The organism is Amycolatopsis sp. NBC_00355, from assembly GCF_036104975.1.
Classification (GTDB): domain Bacteria; phylum Actinomycetota; class Actinomycetes; order Mycobacteriales; family Pseudonocardiaceae; genus Amycolatopsis.
This window is the reverse complement of sequence record NZ_CP107982.1, coordinates 10,337,893-10,364,086: the sequence shown is the minus strand read 5'-3', so window position 1 is coordinate 10,364,086 and position 26,194 is coordinate 10,337,893. Positions and strand designations below refer to the sequence as shown.

Below are 26,194 nucleotides of genomic sequence, written 5' to 3'. Positions count from 1 at the left end.
GAAACCGGTACCGAGAAGGCCTCCCGCGCGCCGGTCGCGCGGGAGGCCTTCTTCGTGCCGAGGCCCCTCAGGTGATCGGGAAGGTGGTGCCGATGCCCATGCCCGTGATCCACTCCGGGACCGGCTCGTAGCTCGTCCACACCAGCGGCAGCCCCGCCGCCACCTGGCCGATCAGCCAGCAGCGGACCTCGTGGCCGCCCGTTCCCGCGGTGTCCTCCAGTGCCTCGTGGCCCAGTGCCGCCACCGCGTCCGCGTCGCCTGAGGACAGGCGCGACAGGAACCACCGGTCCCACTCCGCGTTCACCCGCGCCCCGGGATCCCCGCCCATTGCGCGGACTCGCGGTTCGCGGGCCGCCGCGAAGGCGTGGACGTCTGCTCGCCCGTGGATCAGCGACTCACGGCGCTCCCCCGCCACCGCCGGGTCGCGCGGGTCGTTCGACGGCAGCCAGTGCGACAGGCCGCCGCTCGCCGCGATCAGGACCCGGCCCGGGAAGTCCGCCGACCGCAAGGCCGCTCCGAGTGCGTGGCCCAGGGAGACGCAGCGGCGCAAGGACGGCAGCGGCGGCGCGGCCGTGTTGACGACCAGCGGCACCATCGGCAGCGACGTCCCGCCGGTGATCATCTCGTAGCTCTGCACGATGCCGTGGTCGACCGTCAGCGAGTACGACAGCGAGATGTCGAACCCCGCCGCGGTCAGGCCGGCGTGCAGCGGCCAGGCCAGCGACGACGCCACCGGCAGCGGACCTTCCGTGCTGCCGTAGTCGCCGAAGCCCGCCGCCTGCTCGACGCCCAGCACGAACGGCGGCATCACGTCGTAGAAGTTGCCGTGGAAGTGGTCCGGGCCGATCACGACGATCGCGTCCGGGGCGAGGTCCTCGACCGCGCGGCGGACGCGCTCGGCGTCACCGAGGAAGCGGCCGCCCGGACCGTCCACCCGCGACGGTGGCAGCAGTGTCGCGAAAGGACTGTGGGACATCCCGGCGAAGCCCGCGATCTCGGCCATCAGGACGGCTCCTGCCCGGTCAGCAGCCAGGTGCGGTGGACGTCGAGGAACTCGCCGACCTTCTCCCACTGCGGCCAGTGACCGGCGTCGTCGATGACGTGCAGCAGCGCGTCGGGCAGCCAGCCGAGCAGCAGGTCGGCCTCGTCGAGCCCGCTCGTCGGGTCGTGGCTCGTCCACAGCAGCAACGTCGGCGCGGTCACCTTCGACACCCACGCCGGGTCCCACGCGAAGTCCTTGCGCACCTGCGGGTCCTGCAGCACGAGCGTGTTGGTGATCGCGCGGACGAACCCGGGCCGGGAGTAGATCCGGCGGCGCAGGTTCACCAGCTCGTCGGTGACCATCTCCTTGTGGTGGAACAGGAATTCGACGCGCCGGCGGACGGTGGCGTCGCTCGGGTCGCGCACCGCCGCCATCGTGCTGTCGCGCATCCGCGCCATCACCTCGGGCTTGTTGGCGATGTTGCCCGGGGTGTTCAGCACGAGCCGGTTTACCCGGTCCGGGTGGTGCGCCGCGACCCAGGCGACAACCCAGCCGCCGAGCGACTCGCCGGACAGGTGCGCCCGGTCGATGCCCAGGACGTCCAAAAGGGACACGAGGTGCGCGGCGAGGACGTCGATCGTGTACGGCCGGTCCGGCAGGTCCGACCAGCCGTGGCCGACCATGTCGTAGACCGTGACGTGGAAGTCACGAGCGAGCCCGGCCAGGTCCCGCGCGTACGCCTCCAGGTGCCCGCCGGTCCCGTGCAGCAGCACGAGTTCCGGCCCGGTCCCGGCCTGCAGCACCCGCGTCCGCACGACCCCGCCGTCCAGCGGGACGTCGACGTAGCGCAGGGTGTGTTCGAGTTCGCCCAGCTCGCCCCAGATGCCGGCGTGCTCGGGGATCGGCGGCCCGGACGGTTCGACGCGGGTTTCGTCCACTGTGGTCACTTGTCCTCCGCCTTCCGGGCTTCTTCCATGGTGGCCGGGCCCGCGCTCTCCCGGCGGCCCAGGCCGAACAGGCCGAGCAGCCTCGAGTTCTCGATGGTCAGGAACTCGACCGGGTGCTCGGCCGAGTCGTTGTGGTGCCGGTGCCAGGTCCACGGCGGGGTGTAGACGAACGAGCCCGTCGTCCAGCTGACGACCTCGTCCTCGATCTCGCTGTGGCCGTCACCGGCGAGCACGAAGTGCACGGTCTCGTGGTGGTGGCGTTGCATGTCCGAGCTCTCGCCGGCCGGGATGACCTGCCGGAACAGCTCGAACGTCGTGGTCGGCAGGGTGCCGGCGACGCGCAGCGACGTCGGGTTCGGCACCGCGCCCGGCGGGATCTCGACGAGGTCCTCGTCGTGCACGACCAGCGGGCGCTGCCCGCCGGGGCGCACGACGTGGGCGATGCTCGCAAGGAAGTCGCTCATCGCGAACTCGGGTCCGGACGTGGACATGGGTCTCCTCCCCTTGCTGACGACCACTCAGGCCGGGCATTCCGTGCGGCCGCCGTCGACCGTCAGCACCGTGCCGTTGACGTACCCCGCTTCCGCCGACGCCAGGAACGCCACCGCGGCGGCGATCTCGCCGGGCGCGGCGGCCCGCCCGGCCGGGATGTCGGCGAGGTCCTGGGCCATCGCGGTGGCGACGTCGATGCCCGCGGCGTCGGCCCGGCCGCGCACCACCGCCAGGCGGCGCGGCGTGAGGGTCGCGCCGATCGCGACGCAGTTGACCGTGACACCCCGGTCGGCGTGTTCGCGGGCCGCGAGTTTCACCGCGGACGTCGTCGCCGAGCGCAGGACCGTCGACGCGGCGAGCGCGGGCTGCGGCTGCCGGACCGCCGTCGACGTCGTGACGACGACCCGGCCGAACCCACGTTCGGCCATCGCGGGCAGCGCGGCCCGCATCAGCGCGAGGGGGCCGAGGAGCAGCAGGTCCAGGTCGTGGTGCCACTGCTCGGCGGGGACGTCGAAGACGCCGCCGGGCGCCGGGCCGCCGGTGTTGGCCACGACGACGTCGAGCGAGCCGTACTGCTCACGCACCCGCGTCACGGCCTCGGCCGCGGCGGCGGGCACGGCCAGGTCGCAGACGCGGTAGCCGACGCCCTCGCCGAGCGCCGCCGCCGTCTCGGCCAGGGTCTCTTCGGTCCGGCCGGCGAGCACGACCCGGTGCCCGGTGGCGAGCAACGCGGCCGCGACGGCGGCGCCGATCCCGCCGGCACCACCGCCGACGAACGCGACCCGGGGACTGGGGTGCTGGTTGGTCTCCATGATGTGTCCTACATTCGGTCCATGAGCGAGACCGGCCAAGGATGAGTCCCACTGCCCGGGACTCCCGATCGGCTGACGACGGGTCGGCGTCGGGCGCGCTCGAACGCGCGGCCGCCATCCTGGACGCCTTCGACGCGACCCACCGCGAGCTGCCGCTGGCCCGGCTGGTCGAGCGTTCGGGGCTGCCGCGCTCGACCGTGCACCGCACGGCGGCCCGGATGATCGAGCTGGGCTGGCTCGACAAGCCCGGGGACAAGTACCGGATCGGCACCCGGCTGTTCGAGCTGGCCGGCCTGGTCCCGGTGCGCCACGAGCTGCGCGAGGCGGTGCTGCCGTACCTGCAGGACCTGTACGCGGCGGCCCGGACCACGGTGCAGCTCGGCGTGCTCGACGGCGTCGACGTGCTGGTCGTCGAGAAGATCACCGGGCACCGGCCGCTGCCGATGCTTTCCCTGGTGGGCGGTCTGATCCCGGCGCACTGCTCCGGCCTGGGCCGGGCCATCCTGGCCTGGTCGGACGCGGCGACCGTCGATGCGGTGGTGGCGGCCGGGCTCACCCGGCGCACGCCCCGCACGATCACCAGCCCCGAGGCGCTGGCGCGAGAGCTGGCCACCGTGCACGAGCAGGGCTGGGCCTACGACCGGGAGGAGGGCAACGCCGGGATCAGCTGCGTGGCGGCGCCGATCTTCGACTTCACCGGGAACGTCACGGCCGCGCTGTCGGTCACCGGGCCGAGCGCCGCTGTGCTGCCGGACCGGATCGGGCCCGCCGTCCGGATGGCGGCCGCGGCGGCCAGCCGGGCGTACGCGGCCCGCCGATGGGCGGTGCCGCGGCCCCAGCCCGAGCTGCCGTCCCAGTGACCAGGACTCCCGGTTGGCTCGCCGCGCCGACCTGTTCCACGCTGTGGCCCACGCCGCGCCGGAGCTGCCCGGCACCGGCGCCGGAGGAGGAGAACCAGGCATGCACGTCGCGATCATCGGGGCCGGGCTCGCCGGGCTCACCACGGCCAAGGTGCTGCTGCAGGCGGGCCACGACGTCGCGGTCTTCGACAAGACCCCCGACGTCGGCGGGGTGTGGAGCCGGACCCGCCGCTACCCCGGCCTCACCACGCAGAGCCCCAAGGCCCAGTACTCGTTCTCGGACTTCCCGATGCCGAAGGACTTCCCGGAATGGCCCGGCGGTGCCCAGATCCAGCAGTACCTCGCGGCCTACGCCGACGTCTACGACGTCACCCCGCACCTGCGGCTCGGGACCACAGTGGAGTCCGTCGTCCCCGACGGCGCCCGCTGGGTGGTGACCACGACCTCCGGCGTCCCGGAGACGTTCGACCGGGTCGTCGTCGCCAACGGCGTGTTCTGCGAACCGGCGGTCCCGGACTTCCCGGGGCGCGCGGAGTTCGAGGCCGCCGGTGGCCGGGTGCTGGCCGGCAGCGAGTTCACCGACGTCGAAGAGGCACGCGGGAAGCACGCACTGGTCGTCGGCTACGGGAAGTCGGCCTGCGACGTGACCGTGGCGATCAGCGACGTCGCCGAGACGACCGACGTCATCGCCCGGCAGCTGCTGTGGAAGGTGCCGCGCAAGATCGCCGGGTTCCTCAACTTCAAGATGCTGCTGCTGACCCGGATGGGCGAGGCGCTGTTCCGCTACCGGTGGCTGCGCGGGTTCGAGAAGTTCCTGCACGGCCCGGGAAACCGGCTGCGCGCGTCGATGCTGAACTCCGTCGGCTCGGTGTCGGTGCGGCAGTTCCGGTTGCGGCAGCACGATCTGCTGCCGCCGGGGAAGATGGAGGACATCGTCAAGGGCGCGATCGGCCTGGCCACCGAAGGCTTCTTCGAAGGCGTGGCCGACGGCTCGATCCGCGTCCGCCGCGACCAGGTGATCACCCGGCTCTACGGCGGCGACCGGCCGGGCGCCGAATTGGCCGACGGCACGGTGCTGCCCGCCGACCTGGTCGTCTGCGCGACCGGCTTCACCCAGGGCGTGCCGTTCCTGGACGAGACCGTGCGGAAGCAGCTGTTCGACGAACGCGGGAACTTCCTGCTGTACCGCCAGATCCAGCCGCTGCGCGCGCCGGGGCTGTACTTCAACGGCTACAACTCGTCGTTCTTCAGCCCGCTCAACGCCGAAATGGCGGCGCTGTGGATCGCCGCCGACCTGGCCGGCGCGCTCGCGCTGCCGGACGTCGAGACGCGGCACGCGGACGTCGTCGGGCAGCTGGCGTTCCTCGACGTCGCGACCGGGGCGCACCACTGCCGCGGCACGAAGATCATCCCGTTCTCCATCCACAACGTCGACGAGGTGCTCGGCGACCTCGGCCTGCAGATCCCCCGCTTCACCCGGGCGACGCACTGGCTGAACCCGGTTTCCCCGGCGGCGTACCGGAAACTGACACCCGAGCTGCTAGCGCGGCTCGCGAAGACCACCCCCGAACCCGCGGCTCTCTAGGAGGAGTTCATGGACACCGCACCGAAGACCGGCCACCACGTCATCCACCCGGGTGACGGCACGAACCTCGGCGCGATCGGGCTGGGCATCCACGCCCGGCTCACCGGCGCCGACACGAACGGCGCGTACTCGCTGTTCGAGTACGTCGTGCCGCCGGGCCTCGGCGGGCCGCCGACCCACGTCCACAGCCGCGAGGACGAGCTGTTCACCTGCGTCCAGGGGCAGGTCGAGGTCGAACTGGACGGCGAGCGGCACGTCCTCGGCCAGGGCGACTCGCTGCTGATGCCGCGCGGGGTGCCGCACGTGTTCCGCAACCCGTTCGACGAAGAGACCCGGATCGTCGCGGTGGTCTCTCCGCCGGGACTGGAGAACTACTACAGGGAGCTGAGCGAGTTGCCGCCCGGGCGCGACATGAAGCTGGTGGCGCAGGTGATGACCCGCTACGGCCTTTCGCTGCGGAAATGACCGGCCACGAGGAGATGGTCCGCGCGATGTGCGCGGCGGTCGACGCGGGTGACGCCGAGGCGTTCGGCTCGTGGTTCGCCGACGACGCGACGTACACCTTCGGCAACGACGAAACGCTGGCCGGCCGCGACGCGATCATCGCGGCCACGGCCGGCGCCGCGGGCGCGCTGCCCTGGGTCCGGCACACCGTGGACCAGGTGGCCGTGGCCGGCGATCAGCTGTTCTGCCGCTTCACGATCGAAACGGAGTCGCCGGCGGGCAAGCCGGTCGCCCTGCCGTGCGTCACGGTCATCTGGCTGGACGGCCCGCTGATCGTCGACTACCGCGTCCACATGGACATCTCACCGGCGTTCACCTGAGCCTCCCTCGCCCGGCAGTGATCTGGGTCACTTCCGCTCCCGATCCCGGAACCCGTTCCCGGGAGCGGAGAACAGCAGATGACACTGGCCGGAGCGAGAGGCAGGCGATGACCCCCGAGAGCAGTGAAGCCGACGACGACGCGAGCGTGATCGCGCGGTCGCGGGACGAGCCGGGCCTGTTCGCGGTCATCTTCGACCGCCACGCCCGGCACATCCACCGCTACCTGGCCCGGCGCCTGGGTCCGACGGCCGCGGACGACGCGCTCTCGGACACGTTCCTCATCGCGTTCGACAAGCGGGCGAAGTTCGACCCGTCCCGGCCGGACGCCCGGCCCTGGCTCTACGGCATCGCGACGAACCTCGTTTCGCGGCACCGGCGGACGGAAGTGCGCGAGCTGAAACTCCGGATGGCCCTCGGGCCGCCCGCCGCGGAAGACGGCCACGCCCAACGGGTCGCCGACCGGGTGACCGCGCAGGCCCGGGCCACGGAGCTCGACCGGGCGCTGGCCGCGCTGCGCCCCCGTGAACGGGACGTCCTGCTGCTCGTCGCCGCCGAAGGGCTGGGCTACCAGGAGGTCGCCGAAGCCCTGGCCATCCCCGTCGGGACCGTGAAGTCGCGGCTCAACCGCGCCCGCGCCCACCTCCGCGCCGAACTCGGCGCGGACGACTTCGTGAAGGAGACCTCGGACCATGGATGAGCTCGAGCTGATCCGCGAGCGCGCGGAGACCGTCGGCTTCGCGACGGCGGACGACCTCGCCGCGGCCCGGGCCCGCTTCCTGGCCGCGACCCGGACCGGCCCCCGCCGCTCCCGGCGCTGGTTCTGGGCCGCCGGCGCCACGACGATCGGCCTGGCCGCGGCGATCACCGCCGTCGTCACCCTGGCCCCGGCCGACCGGATCGGGGTGGGCGCCGGCGTCGCCAACGCCGATCCGGTGAAGGTGCTGACCGAAGCGGCCGGCGCGGCGCTCACGGAACCGGCCACCGCGCCGCGCCCGGACCAGTTCCTCTACGTGAAGACGGCGCTTCCGGAGCACCAGACACGCGAGGTCTGGCTCTCGGTGGACGGCACCCGCGACGGCTTGATCGGCGACACGAAGTCCGCCGGCTGCCGGGACGGCAAGGCGCCCGTCTACGGCGCGAACGACCCGACGAAGGAGGGCACCCTGGAGGACTGCGTGCCCTACCCCGCCTACCGGGCGGACCTGCCGACGACGGGCGACGCCATGCTCGCCTACCTCGAAGCCCACCACAGCGGTGAAAAGGGCGACACGAACGCGATCGGCAAGGACGTGATCGACCTGGCCTACGAGCAGGCCCTCTCGCCCGCGTCCTACGCGGCGCTGTTCGAGGCGGCGGCGAAGGTGCCGGGCCTCCAGGCCGTCGACCACGTCACCGACGGCGCCGGACGCCCCGGGGTCGGCATCACCTGGCCGGTTTCCCCCGGCTCGTCGCCGGACGCGAAGCCGGAGGTGCTCGTCTTCGACACCACCACGCACCGGTTCCTGGGCACGGACACCACCGCGGTGATGGCGAAGACCTTCGTCGACCAGGCCGGGCAGCGCCCCTGACCCACAGAGTTCCGGCTCCCGGCCCATGCGCCCAAGGTGGCCTTCGGTGCGTCTGACGCACCGAAGGCCACCTTGGGGCGTTCGGGGGCCGGTCGGTCAGTCGAGACCGGCGCGGCCCTCGGCCCAGTAGGCCTTGCCCGTCACCGTCCCGGGCGCGTGCGGCCAGGTCCGGCTGTCGCGCCGGACCGCGTGGACCGTCGCCGCGTCGCCGGTGACCACGAGGCGGCCGGGCCCGGCCGTGCGGGCCCGGCTCAGCAATTCGGCGCGGTCGGCGGTCTTTCCGACCACCTGCGCGTCGATGCCCAGACCGGCCAGGACTTCGGTCAGCCCGGCCGGGTCGCGTGCCTCGAAGACGTGCGTCACGTCGTCGGTGACGGTCCGCAGCGCGCAGGCGAGCGCCACGCTGGACTCGTCCCCGACGAAGACCACCGGACCGTGGGGGGCACTCAGGTCGAGCGACCGGCGCGGCCCGAACACCTCGCACGTGTCACCCGCCGCGACCTGCCGCAGCCACCGCGCCGCCGGGCCGTCGCCGTGGGTGAAGCCGAGCAGCTCGGTCACCCCGCGCTCGGCGTCCCAGCTGATCGGGGTGTACGTGCGCAGGCCCAACGTGCCCCGCCGCGGCCGGAACTGCAGCTTCGCGCCCGGTACCCAGGTGGCCTTCCGGAAGGCCTCGGCCGCCAGCTCCACGCGCACGAAATCGGCCGGCAACCGGCTCACCCCGGTGACCCGGGCGGTGTCCAGCATCATGCCGCCGGCGAGATCGGCGAGGCGTTCGAGTGCGGTCATCGTGCTCCTTTTCGACGTCCCCATGGACATCTCACGAACTCCGGACAGGCTCGGGTACCGCTTAACGAACGGGTATTGCGGCACTACGGCGACAGTCCTAGCGTGAGCGCCGACCGTTGATCGGACTGGGGGTCCCATGCCACGTAGTCGTAGATTCATCATGCCCATCGGAGCGGTGCTGGCCGCCGGAATGCTGGTCGCGCCACCCGCTGACGCGGCGGCGGGGCCGGCCACCCTGCCCGCGAGCCAGTACACGCTCACGGCCGATTACCACCAGTTCGACGCCGTCGGCACGGCGCTCGTCTCGACGCTGGGCACCGCGGCCGTCCACACCGTGATGGACAACGCGAACCACGACCGGGTCGCGCTTCCGTCGTCGTTCGCTCCCGCCGGCCTGTCCACCGGGTTCCGGTTCGACAGCACCGACAACTCCGACTGCGCGAACTACCCGCAGGGCATCACGACCAGCCGCGACGCGGTCGGCACGGCAGACAGCGGCAACTACGACGGCCACCAGCTGGTGGCCGTCAGCTGGTACACCAAGGCCTCGTGCACCGGCGCGCAGGAGCGCAGCCGGATCACGCTCGTCGACTGGGACGCCACCTATCCCAACAAGTACCGCAAGATCCTGCTGGTGCAGCCCACCGGAACCGCGTCGGCGCCGGACTTCCAGGACATCCCGATCCACGCGGGCGGCGTTTCCTGGTACGGCGACTACCTGTACGTCGCCGACACCGGGCACGGCATGCGCGTGTTCGACATGCGCAAGATCCTCAAGACGAACACCGGCGGCACCGCCGACCAGATCGGCCACCAGAGCGGCAGCACCTACTACGCGCACAACTACGCCTACGTCCTGCCGCAGGTCGGCACGATCACGGCGAACACCACCTCCGGCACCAACCTCGCCTGGTCGTCGATCTCGCTGGACCGGGTGAGCAAGTCGATCGTGATGGCCGAGTACACCTGCTCGTCCGGCTGCACCGACTACCCCAACCGTGCCCCGCGCGCGGTCCGCTTCCCGTTCGCCTCGGGCGCGACGACGTTCGCCGCGACGACGACCGCGAGCCAGGCGCTGCAGCTGCCCTGGTACAAGCTCAACGGCGTCGCCTCGCACAACGGGCGCTGGTGGTTCAACTCGTCCGGGGACAAGAAGCTCTACTACTGGGCCGCGGCGACCGGCTCGGCCACGCACACCTGGGTCGGCAGCGGCGAGAGCCTCTCGTACTGGGAGGACTCCACCAACGCAGACCTGCTGTGGAGCCTGCAGGAAGGCGCCGGCAGCCGGAACGTCTTCGCCGTCACGCAGGCCACCTACGGCGCCTGACCCGAGCACGTAAGCTGGGCGAAACGGACACGCTCGGCGGAGGTGCAGGTGACGAGGCTGAAGCAGCTGCTCGTCGTCCTGCTGATCCTCCTCGGCACGGCGACCGGCGCGACCTCCTGGGACGCGCCGGTCACCGCCGCCGGGCCGTCGGCGTCCACTCCGGACACCCTGTCCGAGCGGCACGCCGTCCTGCGGGTCACGGCGACCGCGCCGCACCTGTCCGCGCCGGCGCCGCACACCTGGTGGGCGGTCCACCCGCCTTCTCTCGAAGCGTCCTCGCCGGACCGGACCGGCCGCGTCCTGGACGCGCCCGGCACCCGATCGGCCGTCTCCCTCCCCACCGCGCAGTCCCCTCGGGCCCCGCCCGCCCGGTGAACCGGATTTCCCTGTTCACCACGCCTTCAGTGAGGACTGCGTTGTGCCCTTTGTCGTGCCCTTTGCCGTGCTCGTCCTGCTGGCCGCCACGGTCGTGACCGCGCTCGGCCTGCTCGTGAAGATGCTCCGGAACGACGAACCGCTGCTGGGCGGGTTCGCGCTCTGCCTGCTGGTCGGCCCGGGAGCGGTGCTGGCGTTCCTGCACCTGGCCCTGGACGGCTGACCGCCGGCGCCACCCCGGCACCGGCCGGTGCCGGGGTGGTGGGATGGCCGGCCCGCCTATGCTCATCGGGTGGAAACCGCACTGATCCTCGGCGTTTCGGGTGTAGGCCTGCTGATCTTGCTCCTGCTCACGACGTTCGTGCTGCTCGGCCGCAAAGCTCGTCGCGGCCGCAAGTCCGGGAAGTACACCTACCGCGCCAAGCCGAACGGGACGTACGACAACTCGTCGAGCACCCCGCACTGACGGGATCGAGAGCGGCCGGACCGGCTTCACCCGCCGTGGACCGTCAACTCCACGCCCTCGGCCAGGCGGTACGGCCGGGTGTCCACAATGGCCCCGAGCCACCGCCGCAACCGGGAGACCTCCGCGCGGACGGTCACCAGGTGCCCGGCGTCGCCGTAGAGCGCGCGGCTCAGCGCCTCCGCCGAAAGCCCCGCCGGGCCGGCCGCCCTCAGGCACCCCAGGATCTCCGCGTGCCGCGGGGTCACCGGGCGGCACCAGCCCATGTCGCCCGAACGCATCCGCAGCACCGGCGCGCCCGCGAGGTCGAGGTCCAGCCACACCCGGCGCTCGGTGTCGGCCGGGCGCACGAGCCAGCCGTCCGCCAGCCGCTCGGGCAGGCACGCGCCCAGGCCGGGCACGGCCAGCACCTGGCCCTCCGCGGGCGCGGCGATCCGCTCGCCGGGCGCGATGCCCGCGGCGTGGGCGACCCAGCCGTCGTCGTCCACCAGCAGCGCCGGGCCCGACGCCGCGGCCAGCACCGGTTCCGCCGTGCGCCGCAGCCGGTCGAGGCGTTGCTGGTGGTGGCGCCACAGCTCGGACTCGGCCAGCCGGCGGCCGGTCTCCACCAGCGCCCCGATCGCCGGGTGCAGGGTCAGGGCCGGGCCGCTGACGTCGATCACGCCGAGCAGCTCGCCCGTGCGCGGGTCGTGCACCGGCGAGGCCGTGCAGTACCACGGGTGCTGGTTCTGCTCGAAGTGCTCGCCCGCGAGCAGTTCCACCGGGGCGGCCTCGGCGAGCGCGGTACCGATCGCGTTGGTGCCGACGCGGGCCTCCCGCCAGTCGGCGCCCTCGGCGAACCCGAGGGTGTCGGCCTGACGCCGGATGCGGGGCGACCCCTCGCGCCACAGGATGACGCCCTCGGCGTCGGTCACCACCAGGAGCATGTTCGCCGGGTCGAGCACCTGGCCGAGGCCGTCGACGACGTGCCGCAAGGGCGAGGCGCGCCGGCGCCGCGCGACCTCGTCGAGCGGGACCGAGTCGCGGGTGTTGATGCCGTCGGCGGCGAGCCCCAGGCTCAGCGCGCGCGACCACGACCGGGACACCAGCGGCCGCGGCCGGACGCGCGGGCGGCCGCCGCCGATCACGGCCTCGTGCATCCGGACCAGGTCACGCGCGTGCGCCGGCAAGCTGGCACCGGGCGGTAGGGAGCTGTGCACGCCCATGGGCCACCTCCGCACCGTCGCGTCGGTCCACCAGCGTAGATCCGGTCGCCGGGTACGCCAAGGCCGTGCAATGCGGTGCAACCCTTGCCGCGACGGTTCACCCGGGCGTGTGATCGGGGTCATAGCCGACGCTTGGGAGCGCACATGACACAGACGGTGGATCGGACGGCCGCGACGGACACGCCGCAGGCCCGGGTGGACGCCTGGCTGAACCGGTTCGAGACGGCCCTGGCGGCCCGCGACGTCGAAGCCGCCGCCGCGCTCTTCGCCGTCGACAGTTATTGGCGTGACCTGGTCTCCTTCACCTGGACGATCAAGACGGTCGAAGGCCGCGACGGCGTCTCGGGGCTCCTGGAAGCCACCCTCGACCGGATCGACCCGTCCGGGTTCCGCACGACCGAGCCGCCGACCGAGGCCGACGGCGTCACCGACGCGTGGCTCGAGTTCGAGACCGCGGCCGGTCGCGCCAAGGGCCACCTGCGGCTGACGGACGAAGGCGCGTGGACGCTGCTGACCAGCCTGCGCGAGCTCAAGGGCTTCGAAGAGCGGCAACGCGACCGTCGCTCGAAGGGCGTCGAACACGGCGTGGTCCGCGGCCGGACGTCCTGGGCCGAGAAGCGGGCCGAGGAGGACGCGCGTCTCGGTTACGAGCAGCAGCCGTACGTCGTGGTCATCGGCGGCGGCCAGGGCGGCATCGCGCTCGGCGCGCGGCTGCGCCAGCTCGACGTCCCGGCGCTGGTCCTGGAGCGCAACGCGCGGGCCGGTGACTCGTGGCGCAAGCGGTACAAGAACCTCTGCCTGCACGACCCCGTCTGGTACGACCACCTCCCCTACCTGCCGTTCCCGGAGAACTGGCCGGTCTTCGCGCCGAAGGACAAGATCGCCGACTGGCTGGAGATGTACACGCGGCTGATGGAGGTGCCGTACTGGACGAGCACCGAGGTGACGTCGGCGAAGTGGGACGCCGACGCGCAGCAGTGGCGGGTGAGGGTCGTCCGTGACGGCGAAGAACTGGTGCTGACGCCGCGGCACGTCGTGTTCGCGACCGGGATGTCCGGAAAGGCGAACGTCCCGTCGTTCCCCGGCATGGACGACTTCGCCGGCGATCAGCACCACTCGTCGCAGCACCCCGGCCCGGACGCCTACGCCGGCAAGAAGGCGGTCGTCGTCGGGTCCAACAACTCCGCGCACGACATCTGCGCGGCGCTGTGGGAGCACGGCGCCGACGTCACGATGATCCAGCGCTCCTCGACCCACATCGTGAAGTCGGATTCGCTGATGGACCTGGGCCTCGGCGACCTGTACTCGGAACGCGCGGTGGCCGCGGGGGTCACCACCGACAAGGCGGACATGATCTTCGCGTCCATCCCGTACCGGATCATGCACGAGTTCCAGATCCCGGTGTACGACGCGATCCGCGAGCGCGACCAGGACTTCTACGAGCGCCTCGAAAAGGCCGGCTTCCGGCACGACTGGGGTGACGACGGGTCCGGCCTGTTCATGAAGTACCTGCGGCGCGGCTCCGGCTACTACATCGACGTCGGCGCGGCCGAGCTGGTCGCCGACGGGAAGATCAAGCTGGCCCACGGCCAGGTCGAACACCTGACGCGCGACGCGGTGGTGCTGGAGGACGGCACCGAGCTGGCGGCCGACCTGGTCGTCTACGCCACCGGCTACGGCTCGATGAACGGCTGGGTCGCCGACCTGGTCGGCCAGGAGACCGCGGACCGCGTCGGCAAGTGCTGGGGCCTGGGTTCGGCGACGACCAAGGACCCCGGGCCGTGGGAGGGCGAGCAGCGCAACATGTGGAAGCCCACCCAGCAGGAGGGCCTGTGGTTCCACGGCGGGAACCTGCACCAGTCGCGGCACTACTCGCTCTACCTCGCGCTGCAGCTCAAGGCGCGGTTCGAGGGGATCCCGACGCCGGTGTACGGCCTGCAGGAGGTGCACCACAAGGCGTGAACCGTCCGGGCGTGCCCGACGTGTTCGCGGTGTGAGGTCACGCACCGCGGAAGACGCCGAGATCACGCAGTGGGCCCAGCTCGCCGGCCGCGGCGACCGCCAGGCCCTCGAGGAGTTCCTGCGGGCCACCCAGCCGCACGTCCGGCGGTTCATCGCGAGCCTGAGCGACGTCCAGACCGCGGACGACCTGACGCAGGAGACGTACCTGCGCGCGCTGGGCGGTCTCAGCCGGTTCCGGGCCGAGGCGTCGGCCCGGACCTGGCTGTTCACGATCGCCCGGCGGGTGGTGGCCGACCACGTCCGCGGCCTGCGGGTCCGCCCGCGCCAGGCCGCGCTGGACGACTGGCAGTCCGTGGCGGAGGGCGTCACCCCCGCCGTGTTCGAGGAGCGGGTCGTGCTCGGTCACCTGATCGACGCGCTCGAGCCGGACCGGCGGGACGCCTTCGTGCTCACCCAGACCCTCGGACTGTCCTATGTGGACGCCGCCGCGGCGTGCGGCTGCCCGGTCGGCACGATCCGGTCCCGGGTGGCCCGCGCCCGCGACGACCTCACCGCGGCGATGCGGGAAACCCCCGCCCGGTGCGCCTGAAATGGCCGGAAGACCCCACTGGCCGGACGTCTCGTCACCGGGACGCTCGGCTACGACGGGGGCCGGCCGGTCACGGCGTACGTTCCCCCGGCGCCGCCCCGGTTCGTCGTGTTCGCCGGGGACGGCCCGTCGATCGCCCTCGGGCTGCGCCATCCCGACGTCTACGGCACGGTCTTCTGCGCGCGTAGAAGAGTTCCCGCTGATGGTGGCCTCGCGCTTCGGCTCAGGACCAGCCGGCCATCGCCAGGAGCAGGCCGCCCATCCCGACGCTCGTGAGGATCCGGCACGCGCCCAGCAGCCGCGGTGACCGGTTCCGCTGCGCCGGGCCCTCGGCGACGGCCACCGCGGGCGCGACGACCAGCCGCGCGCCGAGGCGGACCGTGTGCGCCGCGAAGTACCCGGCCAGCACCCACGCGATGATCGGCACCGCGAGGCCCGTCCCGGCCCCCGCCGCGGTGGTCATGCCGGGCATGGTGGTCATTTCGTGCATCCCCGCCATGTCCATCCCCGCCATGTCCATGCCGGCCATGTCGTGGGCGGGCGGGATGCCGAACATCGGCGGCAGCCCGGGCATCGCGACGACCATGTACAGCATCGCCGCGCCGCCGACGACGTGGTGCAGTTCCCCCGCCGGGGCCCGGCGGCGCAGGATGCGCACGGCGAACCACCCGGTGACGCCGGCGAACAGGGCGATCCACACCGGCGCGGGCAGCGGGTCCATCGCCGGCTGGACCATGACGGCCATCCCGGCGCACAGCACGAGGTGCGACGCGTGGGCCGGGCCGGCACCCCAGCCGGCCGCGGGCCCGTCACGGCGGGAGAGCACCCACCGCCCGGCGTAGTACGCCGCGAGCAGGAGGAACCCGACACCGAGGGCCACGCGCAGCGCGAACGAGCCGGTCATCGCACCACCTTTCCGAGGAGATCCGCGCATTGGTCGGACGGACGGGGCGAAAAGTTCCCGGCGATCGCGCGGCCCGGGGGTAACGTGGCCCACCCAGCTGATTACGGTGGGTGGGACTTCTCAACCGCGAGCAGGAGGCGCCGGGAAATGCCGTCGAACGATGTGGACCCGTTGAACGCCCCGGTCGGCGTCGACCCGGATCGGGCCAGCGTCGCGCGCGTCTACAACTACCTGCTCGGCGGCAAGGACAACTACGAGATCGACCGCAAGACGGCGGACCAGCTGGCCGCGTCGATGCCGGACGTCGTCGAGGTGGCCCGCGAGAACCGGCTGTTCCTCGTCCGGGCGATCCGGTTCCTGGCCCACCAGACCGGGATCACGCAGTTCCTCGACTGCGGCTCCGGGCTGCCGACCGCGGAGAACGTCCACCAGGTCGCCCAGCGGTTCGACCGCCTGTCCAAGGTCGTCTACGTCGACAACGACCCGGTGGTCACCGCGCACGGCCGCGCGCTGCTCGAGGACAACGAGCTGACCCGCTACGTCGAAGGCGACATCTTCGACCCGCGCAGCATCCTCGACCACGAGACGGTGCGCAGCCACCTCGACTGGACTCGGCCGATCGTGTTGTCGCAGGTCGCGACGCTGCACCACCACAAAGGCGACCGTCACGCGCCGGCCGAGGTCATGCGGGCCTACATCGACGCGCTGCCGCCGGGGTCGCACGTGCTCATCTCGCACCTGCTCGACCCGCAGGAACCCGCGGACAGCGACGCGGCGCACCAGCTTTCGGACGTCGTCGCCCGCGGCTCGCTCGGCGGCGCGACCTGGCGCACCCACGACGAGATCGCCGAACTGTTCGACGGCCTCGAGCTGATCGACCCGGGCATCGTGCCGCTCTACCAGTGGTGGCCCGACGGCCCACGCCTCAAGCCGGTGACGGTCGCGCACCGCATCATCGCCGGCGGCCTCGCCCGCAAGCCCTGATCAGGGTTTTGCCCACGCCGAGCGCCGGTGGAGGCGGAAGCCCGCCCGGCCGAGGTTCGCGGCGCTGACCGACCTCGCACCGGCCGTCGCGACGGCCAGTGCGCAGCCCGCGTCGGCCGCCACCCGCAGCCGGTGCCGCAGCAGCCGCGTCTGGGCACCCCGCCCCCGGCATTCGGGCAGGGTCGACGCGCCGCCCAGCACGGCGACGCCGTCGTGGACGGTCATCCCCGCGGCGGCGATCGGCGTCCGGCCCTCGACCAGCACAAACCGCCGCATCTGCGGCATCCGGTGCTCCGCGGCGACAAACGCGGCGACCGGCCCGGCCACCTCGTAGCCGGCCAGCAGGACGTCCACGAAACTCCCGGCGTCGGCGTCGGTGACCTCGGGATCGGCCGCGGGCGGTTCCCCCAGCCGGCGCACGGCCATGACGCGCTCCCCCGCCGGCACCAGCCCTTCGGGCACCTCACTGCCGGTCGTGAGCACGGTGGGGTCCCAGCCGGTCAGCAGCCCGTCGAGCGCAGGCAACGTCGCCGGCGTCACCCCGGAGACCGTCGACAGGAACCTCAGCGCGGGGTCGGTGGCCAGCACGGCCAGCAGCCCGCCGTGCTCCCACACCCGGAACCGCCCCGGCAGCCCGGCCGCGGTCGCCGCGGCGCAGGCCAGCCCCATCCGGCGGTGCAGCGCCCGCTCCGCGTCCCTCACCTCAGCCGACACCGCTCCAGCATGCCGGACCAGGCGATCGTTTGACCCGGCCCGCTCGTGGGCAGTGATCACGCGGGGAAGTTTGTACGCGAAAGCCGGTGGTGCGCAGGTGGACAACTCGAAACGGGCGGTCACGGACGTGACCGCCGCCGAGCCGGGAGACGCGGCCACGAGCGCCGAAGCCGACGGCGACGAACTGGCGGACGCGCTCGCCGACCTGCACCGCCGGATCACCCGCCACGAACACGCGGTGAACACCCACCTGAACCGCCCGCACTGACCCGCCCCCGGTGGCGGTGTTCGACGCGCCGACCACGTTCGGCTCCTTGTGCGAGACGCAGTCACTCTGGTTCGTCGCGTTGACGGCGTAGCCCGACGAGGTCGTCAGCGTGACCGTGTTCTTGCTGAAGGTGTTGCCACAGCCCGTGTTCTCCCAGACGTTGTGCACCTGGAAGCCGTCCAGGCACGCGCGTCGACGCCGGCCGCGACGATTTCCTTGCGTGACAAAGGAACCCACCGATCGAGTGGGGCACGGCCGCGAAGCGCAACCTCAGGTGACCTGACGTGCGACTCCGGGCCGCGGGCCTCCGCTCAGCCGCCGAGCTGGTCGCGCAGCTGGTGCAGGGTCTTGGCCAGCAACCGGGAGATCTGCATCTGCGAGACCCCGACGCGGGCCGCGATCTGGGACTGCGACAGGCCGTCGAAGAACCGCATCCGGACGATCGCCTGCTCCCGCGGCGGCAGCTTCTTCAGCAGCGGGGCGAGCGTCTGGTGGTCTTCGACGAGCCCGATCCCGGCGTCCGGCTCACCCATCACCTCGGCCAGGGAGCTGGTGCCCTCGCCGCTGTTGAGCGGCTGGTCCAGCGACGACGTCTCGTAGCAGTTCGCCGCGAGCAGGCCTTCGCGGACGGTCTCGACGTCGATGCCCAGGTGGCCGGCGAGCTCGCTCGGCGTCGGCGCCCGGCCCAGGCTCTGGGCGAGCTCGGTGGTGCCGCGGGAGAGCCGGCCTTGCAGCTCCTGCAGGCCGCGCGGGACGCGCAGCGCCCAGCCGGTGTCCCGGAAGTGCCGGCGGACCTCACCCATGACGGTCGGGACCGCGAAGGACAGGAAGTCCGCGCCGTGGGTGGGATCGAACCGGTCCACCGCCTTCATCACGCCCAGCCGGGCCACCTGGACCAGGTCGTCCCGGGGCTGGCCGCGGCCGCCGAAGCGGGTCGCGATGTGCTCGGCGAGCGGGAGGAACTCGAGGATCAGCCGTTCGCGCAGCCGCGCCCGGCCGGCGTGGCCCGCGGGCAGGGCTGCGAGCTCGGCGAACAGCGGCACGCAATGGGAGTAGTCGTCCCGCTTGCGGTCGCGGGTCTTCGGGTGGTCCTGCGTGACCGGCACCGGGACGGCGTCGTCCTGCTCGGTGCGGCCCGCGACCGGCGTGACGGTCGTCAAGGCGACCTCCTGTTCGTCGCGATGCTAATACCCCCACCGGCGCGCGGCAAACCTCGCCAGGCCGTGACGGACGTCATCGTGACGCCGCGAGTACGGCCGCTCTCCGCCGGTAGTCCACAGTGGACGGGCCGGGCGGGCCGTCCGATCGCTCCCGCCCCCGGCCGGCCACCCGCTAGGATCTCTGCTGATCCGTTGAAACCACAGCGGTTGTCGTGGAGGCGGCGACTTCGGGCCGCCCCCTGCGCCGCAGTGGAGAACGGAGACCCGAATGCCCGACACCGACCCCCTTGAACAGCTCGGCCAGCTCGGCCAGCACGACGAGCTGGCCACCTCGGCCTCGGCCCTCACCCGCGCGCTCGAGTCCGAGGACGGCGAACAGAGCGTCCTCGACACCATCGTCACCGAAGCGGTCAACGCGTTCCCGGACGCCGACATGGCCAGCATCACCGCCATCCACCACGGCGAACCGGAAACCGCCGCGCATTCGGACCAGCGCGCCGTGGACATCGACCGGCACCAGTACGAGGCCGGTGACGGCCCGTGCCTGCAGGCCGCCGCGACCGGGCAGGTCGTCCGCGTCTCCCTGGCCACCGCGACGAAGGAGTGGCCGGCCTTCACCCGGCACGCCACCTCGCTCGGCGTCGGCAGTTACCTCGCCGCGCCGCTGCACGTCGACGACACCCTCGCCGGCGCGCTGAACCTCTTCGGCTTCGGCGACCACGGTTTCGCCGAAGCCGAATCGCACCTGCTCGGCGTCTACACCACGCTCGTCGCGTTCGGGCTGCGCACCGTCCGCCGCTACCGGGTGGCGGTGGAGGAGTGCGAGAACCTCACCACGGCCATGCGTTCGCGCGCGGTGATCGAGCAGGCCAAGGGCATGCTCATGGCCATCCACCGCATCGACGCCGACGACGCCATGCAGCGGCTCGTCCGGCAGTCGCAGCACACCAACGTCAAACTGCGCGACGTCGCGCAGCGGTTCGTCACCACGGTCACCGACCGGGACGGCCCGGCCTGAGGCCGCTCGTACCGGGGTATGAGGAACCCGGCCCGCTCCTCGTCCCCCGGTACGGACTTCCGCTTCCCGCACGGCGGCGGCCCGCGGGCCTGCTTACGTTCGCCCCATGGACATCCGAACGGACCACCCCACTCCCCCGGGCACGCTGGTCGCCGCGTTCTTCGGCTACCTCGTGTCGACGATCTCCGCGCTGGTCGGCGCCGGGCTGCTGCTTGGCTACCGGGACGAACTGGCGCAGGCGCTGCGCACCGCGAGCGCCGGCGCGTCTTCGGCCCACCTGACCGAGGACCAGATCCAGCGGTCGGCGACGATCGGTCAGGCGGTGGGGATCGGGGTGCTGGTCGTGCTCGCCGTCCTGTACCTGTTCCTGAGCTTCCGGCTCAAGGCCGGCCGGAACTGGGCGCGCATCGTGCTCACGATCGTCACGCTGCTGCAGGTGGCTTCGCTCGTGGCGACGTCGGGCACCGCGGTGAACTACGTCAGCACCGCGGTGTCGGTGCTCGCCCTGGTGCTCTCCTACCTCCCGGCGTCGAACACCTACATCGCGCGGGTGAAACACGGCCGCGCCGGGTGACACCTCCCGACGTCACCGGCGGTCAGGCGCAGCTACCGGAATCCGTGGCGAGCACCGGGTCCTTCGCGGGACGAGCGCTGAACGGCGTCGTCTCGTAGACGCTCAGGGCTCCGTCGCGGAGTGTGTAGACGGTGCGGGTGCCCGAGTACGTCATCTGGTCCACGGGGCGGCCGATGTCGTCGGTCTCGGCGGCGACGGTCGTGAACGCGCGGCCCCCTTCCAGCGGCGTGCACCGGTAACCCAGGTGGGCCGCGACGCCGCCGCCTTCGGCGACCGAGAACGGCTTGTCGTCGGCGCCGACGACCTGGCTCAGGTTGCGGCCGTCGTAGTGCAGCACGGAGTAGAACGTCGTGTTGGCGCCGATGGACTGCGCGACGACCAGCTCGGCCCGGCCGTCACCGTTGAGGTCGGTCACCCGCGGCGCCTCGACGCCGAACTGGCTGTCGGCCGGCAGGTGGATCGACGTGTACGTCCCGTTCACCGTGGCCGAAATCAGCTGGTCGTCGTCGCCGGTCAGCTGCGCGGTGACGGTCTCGATCTCGCCGTCGCCGTTCAGGTCGGCGACGGTGGTGACCGGGTCGGTGGCGGGCGCGGCCAAGGCGGGCGCGGCGGCGGCGATACCCAGTGCCGCGGCCAGGCCGGCGACGGTGGCGGTGCGGACGAGTCCGGTGCGGTTCATGAGATCTCCCTCCGTCTTCCGGTGATCTTTTCACCGAAAGTGCTCTCATGAAGAAAGACGGCCACAGGTCCGCCGCGTGCACCGCGCGTGCGATGTGCCACACGAACGCAACCTCGGCCCCAAGGCCCGGTCAGCCCAGTGCCGCGCTCGCCGCGCGCAGTTCGTCCAGCGCCGCCAGGGCGTACGGCGCGAACTCGCCCGCGGCGTCCCGGTCGGCCTCGGACCACTCGGCATAGCCCCGCTTGAACGCCAGGACGCCCAGCTCGGCCGCGAGGTGCGCGATCGGGTCGGGTACGCCACGGGCGACGAGCGCGGCCGTCATGGCCGCCGCGAGGCCGACGCTCTTGAGGGCGTCCCGCTCCTGCAGTTCGGTGCTGGCCGCGATGGCGGCCTTCAGGCGCGGGCCGAGCTCGTGGTTCATCGGGCCCATCGTGCTCGACGCGCGTTCGAGACCGGCCGCGACCGCTTCGAGCGGGCTGGCCGCCGGGGGCGCCTCGGTTATCCCCTCGGACAGCAGCCGGCTCAGCGTCTCCTGGCCGGCGACCAGCAGGTCGCGCTTGTCGGGGAAGTACCGGAAGAAGGTGCTTCTCGTGACCCCGGCCCGCTCGGCGATCTGCGCGACCGTCGTGGCGTCGTACCCCTGCTGGGTGAAGAGTTCGACGGCAGCCACGACGAGCCGTTCCCGCGCTCCGGGTTCCCATCGTGCCATGGGGCGATCATAGGCGATGGGACTAGTGTCTCATCACTCTGGTAGCGTGATGAGACACTAGTCCCATCACTGGTCAGGAGAGTTCCATGCAGGTCTTTGTCACCGGCGGCACCGGGCTGGTCGGCTCCGCCGTCGTCGCGGAACTGCTCGGCCACGGCCACACCGTGTCGGTCCTCGCCCGCTCCGACGCCTCCGCGCTGGCCGTGGACCGGGCCGGCGCCGAAGCGGTGCGGGGCGGTCTCGCCGACCTGGACACCCTCCGGGCCGGCGCGGCCAAGGCCGACGGCGTGATCCACCTGGCGTTCAGCAACGACTTCAGCACCGCCGAGAGCGTCGCGCGGGCCGTCGCCGAGGAGAGCGCCGCCATCGCGGCCCTGGGCGAGGAACTCGTCGGCAGCGACCGCCCGTTCGTCACCGTCTCGGGGACGCCGTGGGTGCCGGGCCGCACGTCCACCGAAGCCGACCCGTCGCCGACCGACGGCCCGGTCGGCGGCCGCGGCCGCGCGGTGACGGCCGCCCTGGACCTGGCCTCGCGCGGGGTCCGGAGCACGGCCGTGCGCCTGCCGCGCACCGTCCACAACAAGGGTGACGGCGGCTTCGCGGGCCTGCTGACCCGGATCGCGCGCCAGGCGGGCGTGTCCGGCTACCCGGGTGACGGCGCCCAGCGCTGGCCGGCCGTGCACGCCCTCGACGCGGCCGTCCTCTTCCGGCTGGCGCTGGAGGCGGGGCCCGCCGGGACCGCCTGGCACGCGGTGGCCGACGAGGGTGACGCGGTGCGCGACATCGCCGGCGTCATCGGGCGGCGCCTGGGGCTGCCGGTCGAGCCGGTGCCCGAGGAGAACTTCGGCCCGCTGGGCCCGATCTTCGCGATGGACCAGCCGTCGTCCAGCGCGCACACCCGGGAGGCGCTCGGCTGGGCGCCGAAGCACCCGAGCCTGCTCGAGGACCTGGAGAACATCCAACCCTGACCCCGGCTCATCACCGGAACGGCCAACACGTCAACCGGAGCGGCCAACACAGCGACCGGAACGGCCAACCGCCGACCGGGCGCGCCCTCGGCCCCGTGTTGACCACTCCGGGCAGCGTGTTGGCCGTTCCGGGACGTGTGTTGGCCATTCCGGGCAGCGTGTTGGCGGTTCCGGGCAGCGTGTTGGCCGTTCCGGAGACGTCCGGCGGACGCTTGAAACGACGTTGCCGGAACCCGACCCGGCGGCGGGACCGATTTATTCGGTCCCGCCGCCGGTAGCCCACGGGCGAAGATGGCCCGGTGAGCACCACACCCACTCTCGGTCCGCCGCCGCGGCGCCGGACCGTCGGCGCGGACCAGGTCCGCCTGCTCGTCGCCGGGCAGTTCCCGCGGTGGGCCGGCCTCCCGGTCCGGCCCGTGTCGAACGGCGGCTGGGACAACCGCACCTTCCACCTGGGCGACGAGATGTCGGCGCGGTTGCCCAGCGCGGCCGAATACGCCTTGGCCGTCGCCAAGGAACAGCGCTGGCTCCCCGTGCTGGCCCCGCAGGTGCCGCTGCCGATCCCCGTCCCGCTGGCGGAAGGCCGGCCCGGCGCGGGCTACCCCTTCCCGTGGTCGATCCACCCGTGGCTCGACGGCACACCGGCGAGCGCGGACGGCATCGCCGACCCGGTCCGGTTCGCGACCGGCCTGGCCGGGTTCCTGGCGGCCCTGCGGAAGGTCGACACCACGGGCGCGCCCCGGCCGGGCACGCACAACTGGTTCCGGGGCGCCACCCTGCGCACCTACGACGAGCCGGCCCGGCGCGCGCTCGCGAAGCTGACCGGTCACGCCGACGTCGACCTGGCCGGCGAGATCTGGCAGGTCGCGCTGGACGCCCGCTGGGACGGCGTGGAGAGCTGGTTCCACGGCGACGTCGCCCCGGGAAACCTCCTGCTCCGGAACGGGGAGCTGGCGGCGGTCATCGACTTCGGGACGTGCGGTGCCGGCGACCCGGCCTGCGACGTCGCCATCGCGTGGACGCTGCTGACCCCCGACGGCCGGCGGGCGTTCCGCGAGCGGCTGTCCCTCGACGAGGCGACCTGGGCCCGCGGACGCGGGTGGGCCCTCTGGAAGACGCTCGTCACCTGCGCCCAGACCCTGGACCGCGCCGACCGGGAAGCCACCGAAGCGCAGCGCGTCCTCGGCGAGATCCTCGCCGAATACCGGACCCCCGGCTGACTCCGCGCCCGGCGAGAGTCCTACCGCTTGATGCCGACTCCACCGACCGCGAGCCGCTGCGCGGGGCGGGGCACGCGCAGGGCCGGGCCGTCGGGCCACCAGTCCTGCAGGCGCACCAGCCCCGGATCGAGCAGGTCGAACCCCGCGAACAGGCGCTCGACGCCGGTCTCGGTGCGGCAGCGGACGGCCCGGCGGCAGCGGGATTCCCACGTGCGTTCGATCGTGCGCGCCGCCGGGCCCGTCCCGACGGACTCCGGGAGCGACCAGCAGCTCAGGGCGAGCACCGACCCGGGCGGCAGCAGGGCGCGGTAGCCGGCCACCGCCGCGGCCAGGCGGGCGTCGTCCGGTTCATGCTGCACGCCCGTGGTCATCAGCACGGCGACCGGGCGGGCGAGGTCGAACGCCGTGCAGACCGTCTCGTGGCCGAGCAGGTGCCCGGGTTCCAGGTGGTCGGCGTGCACCACCGCGGTGTTGTCGTTTTCGTCCAGCAACGCACGCTCGTAGCTGAGCACGAGGCGGTCGGTGTCGGTGTAGATGACCTTCGCGTCGGGGTTCTGCCGCTGGGCGGTCTGGTGCGTGTTGTCCTGCGCGGTGGGCAGGCCCGCGGCCAGGTCCAGGAACTGGTCGAGGCCGCGCGCGGCGAGGTGGCGGACGACCCGCACGTGCCACGCCCGGGCCGCGCGCAGCAGGTCGGTGAACCCCGGCGCGGCCTCGTCCAGTTCGCGCAGCGCGGCGCGATCGGTCGCGTAGTTGTCGTGACCGCGCAGGGCCGCGTCACGGATCCGGGCCGGCGAAGCGACGTCGTGGTCCCACGACCAGCCGGAGCGCACCCCCGGGTCGGCTGCGAGAGTCACGCCACCTCCGGATCCGGATCACTTCCCACTTGGGCTGGCAGCCTAACGACTTTGGTAACTCCTGTGACCACATCGGGGGCTACACGAAAGGATGATTCGTAGCGGGCTGTGCACCACTGGCAGTGGTCACGTCGCCGCCGGGCGGTCACCTGACCGGCTCCACCATGGCCTCGAGGTTCTTGCGGGCGATCCGCTTGCGGAACTCCCCTTCGTAGGAGGCGTCCCCGGCGTCGTGCATCGTCTCGGTCATCCGGACCGCGGCCGCCTGACGCTCCCACGTGTGGCTCAGGCAGGTGTCGGAGTAGGCGTCGAGCAGGCTCGGATCACCTTCCTCGACCTGACGGACGACGGCGCGGGCGAGCACGTCGGCGTCGTGGAGGGCGAGGCTCATCCCCTCCGCGCTCATCGGCGAGATGAGGTGCGCGGCGTCGCCGAGGAGGTGGAGCCGGCCGTGCCGCATCGGACTGAACACGACCCCGCGAAGCGGCACGACCTGCTTGCTCGTGATCGGCCCCCGCACCACGGCGGGGGCGCCGAACCGCGCGTCCAGTTCGCTCCAGACGCGCTCGTCCGGCCACTGTTCGGCGGTGTCGGTGAGCGGGCACTGCAGGTAGAGCCGGCTCGCGGCCGGGCCGCGGGTGATCCGCGCGGCGAACCCGCGGGAGTGCACGGCCAGCACGGCCGGGGGATCCGCGGGCACCTCCGCCATGACGGTCAGCCAGGCGTACCCGAACTCGTGGGTGTCGCAAGTGAGGACGTCGGCGGGCACGGCCGTCCGGCTGACGCCGTGGTATCCGTCGCTGCCGGCGACGAAGTCGCAGCCGAGTGCCCTCGCCGTGCCGTCGGCGTCTCGGTAGCGAACCACGGGATGCTCGGTGTCGAGACCTTCCAGGGAGACGTCTTCGGCCTCGAAGCGGAGGTCGCCGCCGTCGCGGAGGAAGACCGCGATGAGGTTCCGGACGAGGATCTGCTGCGGGCAGAACGCGCCGTCGGCGTCCTCCGCGTCGTCCGCGTCATCGGCGTCGTCCTCGTCCAGCCGCCACTGCCGCCTCTGCCCGTCGAGCAGCAGCGGCACACCCCCACCCGGATCGGCGGAATCGTGGCTGGTGCTGCCTTCCACGACCTCTCCCAGCCCCCATGCCCGCAGCATCCGCACTCCCCGGGCGTCGAGGGAGCCGGCCCGCTGGCGGTGTTCGACGTGGTCACGGCGGTGCTTCTCCAGGATCACGCAGCCGATTCCGCTGTGCAGCAGGAAGTTCCCGAGGGCGAGCCCGGCGACGCCGCCGCCCACGATCACCACGGTGGTGTTCTCGTCCGTCTTGGTCATGGGACCACAGTGGCCGCGGACCCGCGGGCCGACC

31 protein-coding genes are annotated in these 26,194 nt (G+C 72.6%); 18 read left to right on the top strand and 13 right to left on the bottom strand.

Translation table 11 applies throughout. From position 1 onward, the window contains the following. Nucleotides 1–67: 67 nt before the first annotated feature. The 4 genes from OHS18_RS47965 to OHS18_RS47950 are packed head-to-tail and all read right to left on the bottom strand — an operon-like array spanning nucleotide 68 to nucleotide 3,233. Nucleotides 68–1,003, bottom strand: coding sequence for a 2,3-dihydroxyphenylpropionate 1,2-dioxygenase (locus OHS18_RS47965; RefSeq protein ID WP_328615328.1), 936 nt, complete (start codon nucleotides 1,001–1,003; stop codon nucleotides 68–70). Beyond that, a complete protein-coding gene (locus OHS18_RS47960; protein ID WP_328615327.1) occupies nucleotides 1,003–1,929 on the bottom strand; it encodes an alpha/beta fold hydrolase in 927 nt (308 codons plus the stop codon). Before OHS18_RS47960 ends, OHS18_RS47965 begins: the two co-directional genes overlap by 1 nt. Continuing rightward, the gene (locus OHS18_RS47955; protein WP_328457625.1) at nucleotides 1,926–2,420 is read right to left on the bottom strand and encodes a cupin domain-containing protein; all 495 of its coding nucleotides are present in this window, start codon (nucleotides 2,418–2,420) and stop codon (nucleotides 1,926–1,928) included. The genes OHS18_RS47960 and OHS18_RS47955 overlap by 4 nt, the downstream gene beginning before the upstream one ends. A 27-nt stretch (nucleotides 2,421–2,447) precedes the next feature. Beyond that, nucleotides 2,448–3,233 (bottom strand): SDR family oxidoreductase, encoded by a 786-nt coding sequence (locus tag OHS18_RS47950; RefSeq protein WP_328615326.1) that lies wholly within the window; start codon nucleotides 3,231–3,233, stop codon nucleotides 2,448–2,450. Between the two features lie 41 nt (nucleotides 3,234–3,274). On the opposite strand from OHS18_RS47950, the gene OHS18_RS47945 reads away from it, so the two are divergent. From OHS18_RS47945 to OHS18_RS47920, 6 genes are all read left to right on the top strand, one after another. Further along, nucleotides 3,275–4,093, top strand: coding sequence for an IclR family transcriptional regulator (locus tag OHS18_RS47945; protein ID WP_328615325.1), 819 nt, complete (start codon nucleotides 3,275–3,277; stop codon nucleotides 4,091–4,093). 100 nt (nucleotides 4,094–4,193) lie between these two features. Then, nucleotides 4,194–5,678, top strand: coding sequence for a flavin-containing monooxygenase (locus tag OHS18_RS47940; RefSeq protein ID WP_328615324.1), 1,485 nt, complete (start codon nucleotides 4,194–4,196; stop codon nucleotides 5,676–5,678). 9 nt (nucleotides 5,679–5,687) lie between these two features. After that, nucleotides 5,688–6,143 (top strand): cupin domain-containing protein, encoded by a 456-nt coding sequence (locus OHS18_RS47935; RefSeq protein WP_328615323.1) that lies wholly within the window; start codon nucleotides 5,688–5,690, stop codon nucleotides 6,141–6,143. Next, the gene (locus tag OHS18_RS47930; protein ID WP_328457635.1) at nucleotides 6,140–6,502 is read left to right on the top strand and encodes a nuclear transport factor 2 family protein; all 363 of its coding nucleotides are present in this window, start codon (nucleotides 6,140–6,142) and stop codon (nucleotides 6,500–6,502) included. Before OHS18_RS47935 ends, OHS18_RS47930 begins: the two co-directional genes overlap by 4 nt. A gap of 107 nt (nucleotides 6,503–6,609) precedes the next feature. Then, on the top strand, nucleotides 6,610–7,200 hold the full coding sequence (locus tag OHS18_RS47925; protein WP_328615322.1) for an RNA polymerase sigma factor: 591 nt from the start codon (nucleotides 6,610–6,612) through the stop codon (nucleotides 7,198–7,200). Next, a complete protein-coding gene (locus OHS18_RS47920; protein WP_328615321.1) occupies nucleotides 7,193–8,071 on the top strand; it encodes a CU044_5270 family protein in 879 nt (292 codons plus the stop codon). The genes OHS18_RS47925 and OHS18_RS47920 overlap by 8 nt, the downstream gene beginning before the upstream one ends. A gap of 96 nt (nucleotides 8,072–8,167) precedes the next feature. Here OHS18_RS47920 and OHS18_RS47915 read toward each other — a convergent pair whose 3' ends face one another. Further along, nucleotides 8,168–8,860 (bottom strand): siderophore-interacting protein, encoded by a 693-nt coding sequence (locus OHS18_RS47915; protein ID WP_328615320.1) that lies wholly within the window; start codon nucleotides 8,858–8,860, stop codon nucleotides 8,168–8,170. A 160-nt stretch (nucleotides 8,861–9,020) separates the two neighbouring features. Here OHS18_RS47915 and OHS18_RS47910 point away from each other — a divergent pair, with 160 nt between their 5' ends. The 4 genes from OHS18_RS47910 to OHS18_RS47895 all read left to right on the top strand — a co-directional run bounded on the left by OHS18_RS47910 (nucleotide 9,021) and on the right by OHS18_RS47895 (nucleotide 11,028). Then, nucleotides 9,021–10,187 (top strand): hypothetical protein, encoded by a 1,167-nt coding sequence (locus tag OHS18_RS47910; protein WP_328457643.1) that lies wholly within the window; start codon nucleotides 9,021–9,023, stop codon nucleotides 10,185–10,187. 48 nt (nucleotides 10,188–10,235) lie between these two features. After that, nucleotides 10,236–10,562 carry a hypothetical protein gene (locus tag OHS18_RS47905; protein ID WP_328615319.1) on the top strand — a complete coding sequence of 109 codons (327 nt, stop codon included), beginning with the start codon at nucleotides 10,236–10,238 and terminating at the stop codon, nucleotides 10,560–10,562. Between the two features lie 43 nt (nucleotides 10,563–10,605). Then, nucleotides 10,606–10,785: a hypothetical protein gene (locus OHS18_RS47900; protein ID WP_328615318.1), complete on the top strand. Its 180-nt coding sequence runs from the start codon at nucleotides 10,606–10,608 to the stop codon at nucleotides 10,783–10,785. Nucleotides 10,786–10,854: 69 nt separating this feature from the next. Continuing rightward, entirely contained in the window at nucleotides 10,855–11,028 is a 174-nt protein-coding gene (locus OHS18_RS47895) for a hypothetical protein (protein WP_328457649.1), read from the top strand. Nucleotides 11,029–11,054: 26 nt separating this feature from the next. Here OHS18_RS47895 and OHS18_RS47890 read toward each other — a convergent pair whose 3' ends face one another. Continuing rightward, nucleotides 11,055–12,230: a GAF domain-containing protein gene (locus OHS18_RS47890; protein WP_328457651.1), complete on the bottom strand. Its 1,176-nt coding sequence runs from the start codon at nucleotides 12,228–12,230 to the stop codon at nucleotides 11,055–11,057. A 144-nt stretch (nucleotides 12,231–12,374) separates the two neighbouring features. Here OHS18_RS47890 and OHS18_RS47885 point away from each other — a divergent pair, with 144 nt between their 5' ends. Next, nucleotides 12,375–14,192, top strand: coding sequence for a flavin-containing monooxygenase (locus tag OHS18_RS47885; protein WP_328615317.1), 1,818 nt, complete (start codon nucleotides 12,375–12,377; stop codon nucleotides 14,190–14,192). 31 nt (nucleotides 14,193–14,223) lie between these two features. After that, nucleotides 14,224–14,781 carry a sigma-70 family RNA polymerase sigma factor gene (locus OHS18_RS47880; RefSeq protein WP_328615316.1) on the top strand — a complete coding sequence of 186 codons (558 nt, stop codon included), beginning with the start codon at nucleotides 14,224–14,226 and terminating at the stop codon, nucleotides 14,779–14,781. 223 nt (nucleotides 14,782–15,004) lie between these two features. On the opposite strand, the gene OHS18_RS47875 is transcribed toward OHS18_RS47880, so the two are convergent. Continuing rightward, nucleotides 15,005–15,685 (bottom strand): DUF5134 domain-containing protein, encoded by a 681-nt coding sequence (locus tag OHS18_RS47875; RefSeq protein WP_328615315.1) that lies wholly within the window; start codon nucleotides 15,683–15,685, stop codon nucleotides 15,005–15,007. A 147-nt stretch (nucleotides 15,686–15,832) separates the two neighbouring features. Between OHS18_RS47875 and OHS18_RS47870 the strand changes: the two genes are divergently transcribed. Beyond that, on the top strand, nucleotides 15,833–16,669 hold the full coding sequence (locus OHS18_RS47870; RefSeq protein ID WP_328457661.1) for an SAM-dependent methyltransferase: 837 nt from the start codon (nucleotides 15,833–15,835) through the stop codon (nucleotides 16,667–16,669). On the opposite strand, the gene OHS18_RS47865 is transcribed toward OHS18_RS47870, so the two are convergent. Continuing rightward, nucleotides 16,670–17,383 (bottom strand): GNAT family N-acetyltransferase, encoded by a 714-nt coding sequence (locus OHS18_RS47865; protein WP_328615314.1) that lies wholly within the window; start codon nucleotides 17,381–17,383, stop codon nucleotides 16,670–16,672. It lies immediately after the preceding gene. 97 nt (nucleotides 17,384–17,480) lie between these two features. Here OHS18_RS47865 and OHS18_RS47860 point away from each other — a divergent pair, with 97 nt between their 5' ends. After that, nucleotides 17,481–17,651, top strand: a complete 171-nt coding sequence (locus tag OHS18_RS47860; RefSeq protein ID WP_328615313.1) for a hypothetical protein — start codon at nucleotides 17,481–17,483, stop codon at nucleotides 17,649–17,651. A gap of 311 nt (nucleotides 17,652–17,962) precedes the next feature. Here the strand turns inward: OHS18_RS47860 and OHS18_RS47855 are convergent, their stop codons facing one another. Then, a complete protein-coding gene (locus OHS18_RS47855; RefSeq protein ID WP_328458975.1) occupies nucleotides 17,963–18,757 on the bottom strand; it encodes a SigB/SigF/SigG family RNA polymerase sigma factor in 795 nt (264 codons plus the stop codon). A 322-nt stretch (nucleotides 18,758–19,079) separates the two neighbouring features. Here OHS18_RS47855 and OHS18_RS47850 point away from each other — a divergent pair, with 322 nt between their 5' ends. Together OHS18_RS47850 and OHS18_RS47845 are read left to right on the top strand one after the other, a co-directional pair. Continuing rightward, a complete protein-coding gene (locus OHS18_RS47850; protein ID WP_328457667.1) occupies nucleotides 19,080–19,829 on the top strand; it encodes a GAF and ANTAR domain-containing protein in 750 nt (249 codons plus the stop codon). 106 nt (nucleotides 19,830–19,935) lie between these two features. Next, nucleotides 19,936–20,403: a hypothetical protein gene (locus tag OHS18_RS47845; protein ID WP_328615312.1), complete on the top strand. Its 468-nt coding sequence runs from the start codon at nucleotides 19,936–19,938 to the stop codon at nucleotides 20,401–20,403. Nucleotides 20,404–20,425: 22 nt separating this feature from the next. Here the strand turns inward: OHS18_RS47845 and OHS18_RS47840 are convergent, their stop codons facing one another. Further along, nucleotides 20,426–21,082, bottom strand: coding sequence for an FG-GAP-like repeat-containing protein (locus tag OHS18_RS47840; RefSeq protein WP_328615311.1), 657 nt, complete (start codon nucleotides 21,080–21,082; stop codon nucleotides 20,426–20,428). Nucleotides 21,083–21,212: 130 nt separating this feature from the next. Next, entirely contained in the window at nucleotides 21,213–21,791 is a 579-nt protein-coding gene (locus OHS18_RS47835) for a TetR/AcrR family transcriptional regulator (RefSeq protein WP_328615310.1), read from the bottom strand. Between the two features lie 86 nt (nucleotides 21,792–21,877). Between OHS18_RS47835 and OHS18_RS47830 the strand changes: the two genes are divergently transcribed. Together OHS18_RS47830 and OHS18_RS47825 are read left to right on the top strand one after the other, a co-directional pair. Continuing rightward, on the top strand, nucleotides 21,878–22,759 hold the full coding sequence (locus OHS18_RS47830) for an SDR family oxidoreductase (RefSeq protein ID WP_328615309.1): 882 nt from the start codon (nucleotides 21,878–21,880) through the stop codon (nucleotides 22,757–22,759). 299 nt (nucleotides 22,760–23,058) lie between these two features. After that, nucleotides 23,059–23,979 (top strand): aminoglycoside phosphotransferase family protein, encoded by a 921-nt coding sequence (locus OHS18_RS47825; protein WP_328615308.1) that lies wholly within the window; start codon nucleotides 23,059–23,061, stop codon nucleotides 23,977–23,979. A gap of 20 nt (nucleotides 23,980–23,999) precedes the next feature. On the opposite strand, the gene OHS18_RS47820 is transcribed toward OHS18_RS47825, so the two are convergent. Both OHS18_RS47820 and OHS18_RS47815 read right to left on the bottom strand, forming a co-directional pair. Continuing rightward, nucleotides 24,000–24,833, bottom strand: coding sequence for an SAM-dependent methyltransferase (locus tag OHS18_RS47820; RefSeq protein WP_328457679.1), 834 nt, complete (start codon nucleotides 24,831–24,833; stop codon nucleotides 24,000–24,002). A 145-nt stretch (nucleotides 24,834–24,978) separates the two neighbouring features. Then, nucleotides 24,979–26,160, bottom strand: a complete 1,182-nt coding sequence (locus OHS18_RS47815; RefSeq protein WP_328615307.1) for a 4-hydroxybenzoate 3-monooxygenase — start codon at nucleotides 26,158–26,160, stop codon at nucleotides 24,979–24,981. Between the last annotated feature and the right edge of the window lie 34 nt (nucleotides 26,161–26,194).

Bases quoted from the DNA above. Each gene is read 5' to 3' on its own strand.
- OHS18_RS47945 (WP_328615325.1), top strand. From the start codon at position 3,275: ATGAGTCCCACTGCCCGGGACTCCCGATCGGCTGACGACGGGTCGGCG.
- OHS18_RS47850 (WP_328457667.1), top strand. From the start codon at position 19,080: ATGCCCGACACCGACCCCCTTGAACAGCTCGGCCAGCTCGGCCAGCAC.
- OHS18_RS47915 (WP_328615320.1), bottom strand. From the start codon at position 8,860: ATGACCGCACTCGAACGCCTCGCCGATCTCGCCGGCGGCATGATGCTG.
- OHS18_RS47840 (WP_328615311.1), bottom strand. From the start codon at position 21,082: ATGAACCGCACCGGACTCGTCCGCACCGCCACCGTCGCCGGCCTGGCC.
- OHS18_RS47815 (WP_328615307.1), bottom strand. From the start codon at position 26,160: ATGACCAAGACGGACGAGAACACCACCGTGGTGATCGTGGGCGGCGGC.
- OHS18_RS47835 (WP_328615310.1), bottom strand. From the start codon at position 21,791: ATGGCACGATGGGAACCCGGAGCGCGGGAACGGCTCGTCGTGGCTGCC.
- OHS18_RS47845 (WP_328615312.1), top strand. From the start codon at position 19,936: ATGGACATCCGAACGGACCACCCCACTCCCCCGGGCACGCTGGTCGCC.
- OHS18_RS47955 (WP_328457625.1), bottom strand. From the start codon at position 2,420: ATGTCCACGTCCGGACCCGAGTTCGCGATGAGCGACTTCCTTGCGAGC.
- OHS18_RS47885 (WP_328615317.1), top strand. From the start codon at position 12,375: ATGACACAGACGGTGGATCGGACGGCCGCGACGGACACGCCGCAGGCC.
- OHS18_RS47910 (WP_328457643.1), top strand. From the start codon at position 9,021: ATGCCCATCGGAGCGGTGCTGGCCGCCGGAATGCTGGTCGCGCCACCC.
- OHS18_RS47965 (WP_328615328.1), bottom strand. From the start codon at position 1,003: ATGGCCGAGATCGCGGGCTTCGCCGGGATGTCCCACAGTCCTTTCGCG.
- OHS18_RS47830 (WP_328615309.1), top strand. From the start codon at position 21,878: ATGCAGGTCTTTGTCACCGGCGGCACCGGGCTGGTCGGCTCCGCCGTC.
- OHS18_RS47950 (WP_328615326.1), bottom strand. From the start codon at position 3,233: ATGGAGACCAACCAGCACCCCAGTCCCCGGGTCGCGTTCGTCGGCGGT.
- OHS18_RS47890 (WP_328457651.1), bottom strand. From the start codon at position 12,230: ATGGGCGTGCACAGCTCCCTACCGCCCGGTGCCAGCTTGCCGGCGCAC.
- OHS18_RS47875 (WP_328615315.1), bottom strand. From the start codon at position 15,685: ATGACCGGCTCGTTCGCGCTGCGCGTGGCCCTCGGTGTCGGGTTCCTC.
- OHS18_RS47870 (WP_328457661.1), top strand. From the start codon at position 15,833: ATGCCGTCGAACGATGTGGACCCGTTGAACGCCCCGGTCGGCGTCGAC.
- OHS18_RS47925 (WP_328615322.1), top strand. From the start codon at position 6,610: ATGACCCCCGAGAGCAGTGAAGCCGACGACGACGCGAGCGTGATCGCG.
- OHS18_RS47940 (WP_328615324.1), top strand. From the start codon at position 4,194: ATGCACGTCGCGATCATCGGGGCCGGGCTCGCCGGGCTCACCACGGCC.
- OHS18_RS47930 (WP_328457635.1), top strand. From the start codon at position 6,140: ATGACCGGCCACGAGGAGATGGTCCGCGCGATGTGCGCGGCGGTCGAC.
- OHS18_RS47935 (WP_328615323.1), top strand. From the start codon at position 5,688: ATGGACACCGCACCGAAGACCGGCCACCACGTCATCCACCCGGGTGAC.
- OHS18_RS47920 (WP_328615321.1), top strand. From the start codon at position 7,193: ATGGATGAGCTCGAGCTGATCCGCGAGCGCGCGGAGACCGTCGGCTTC.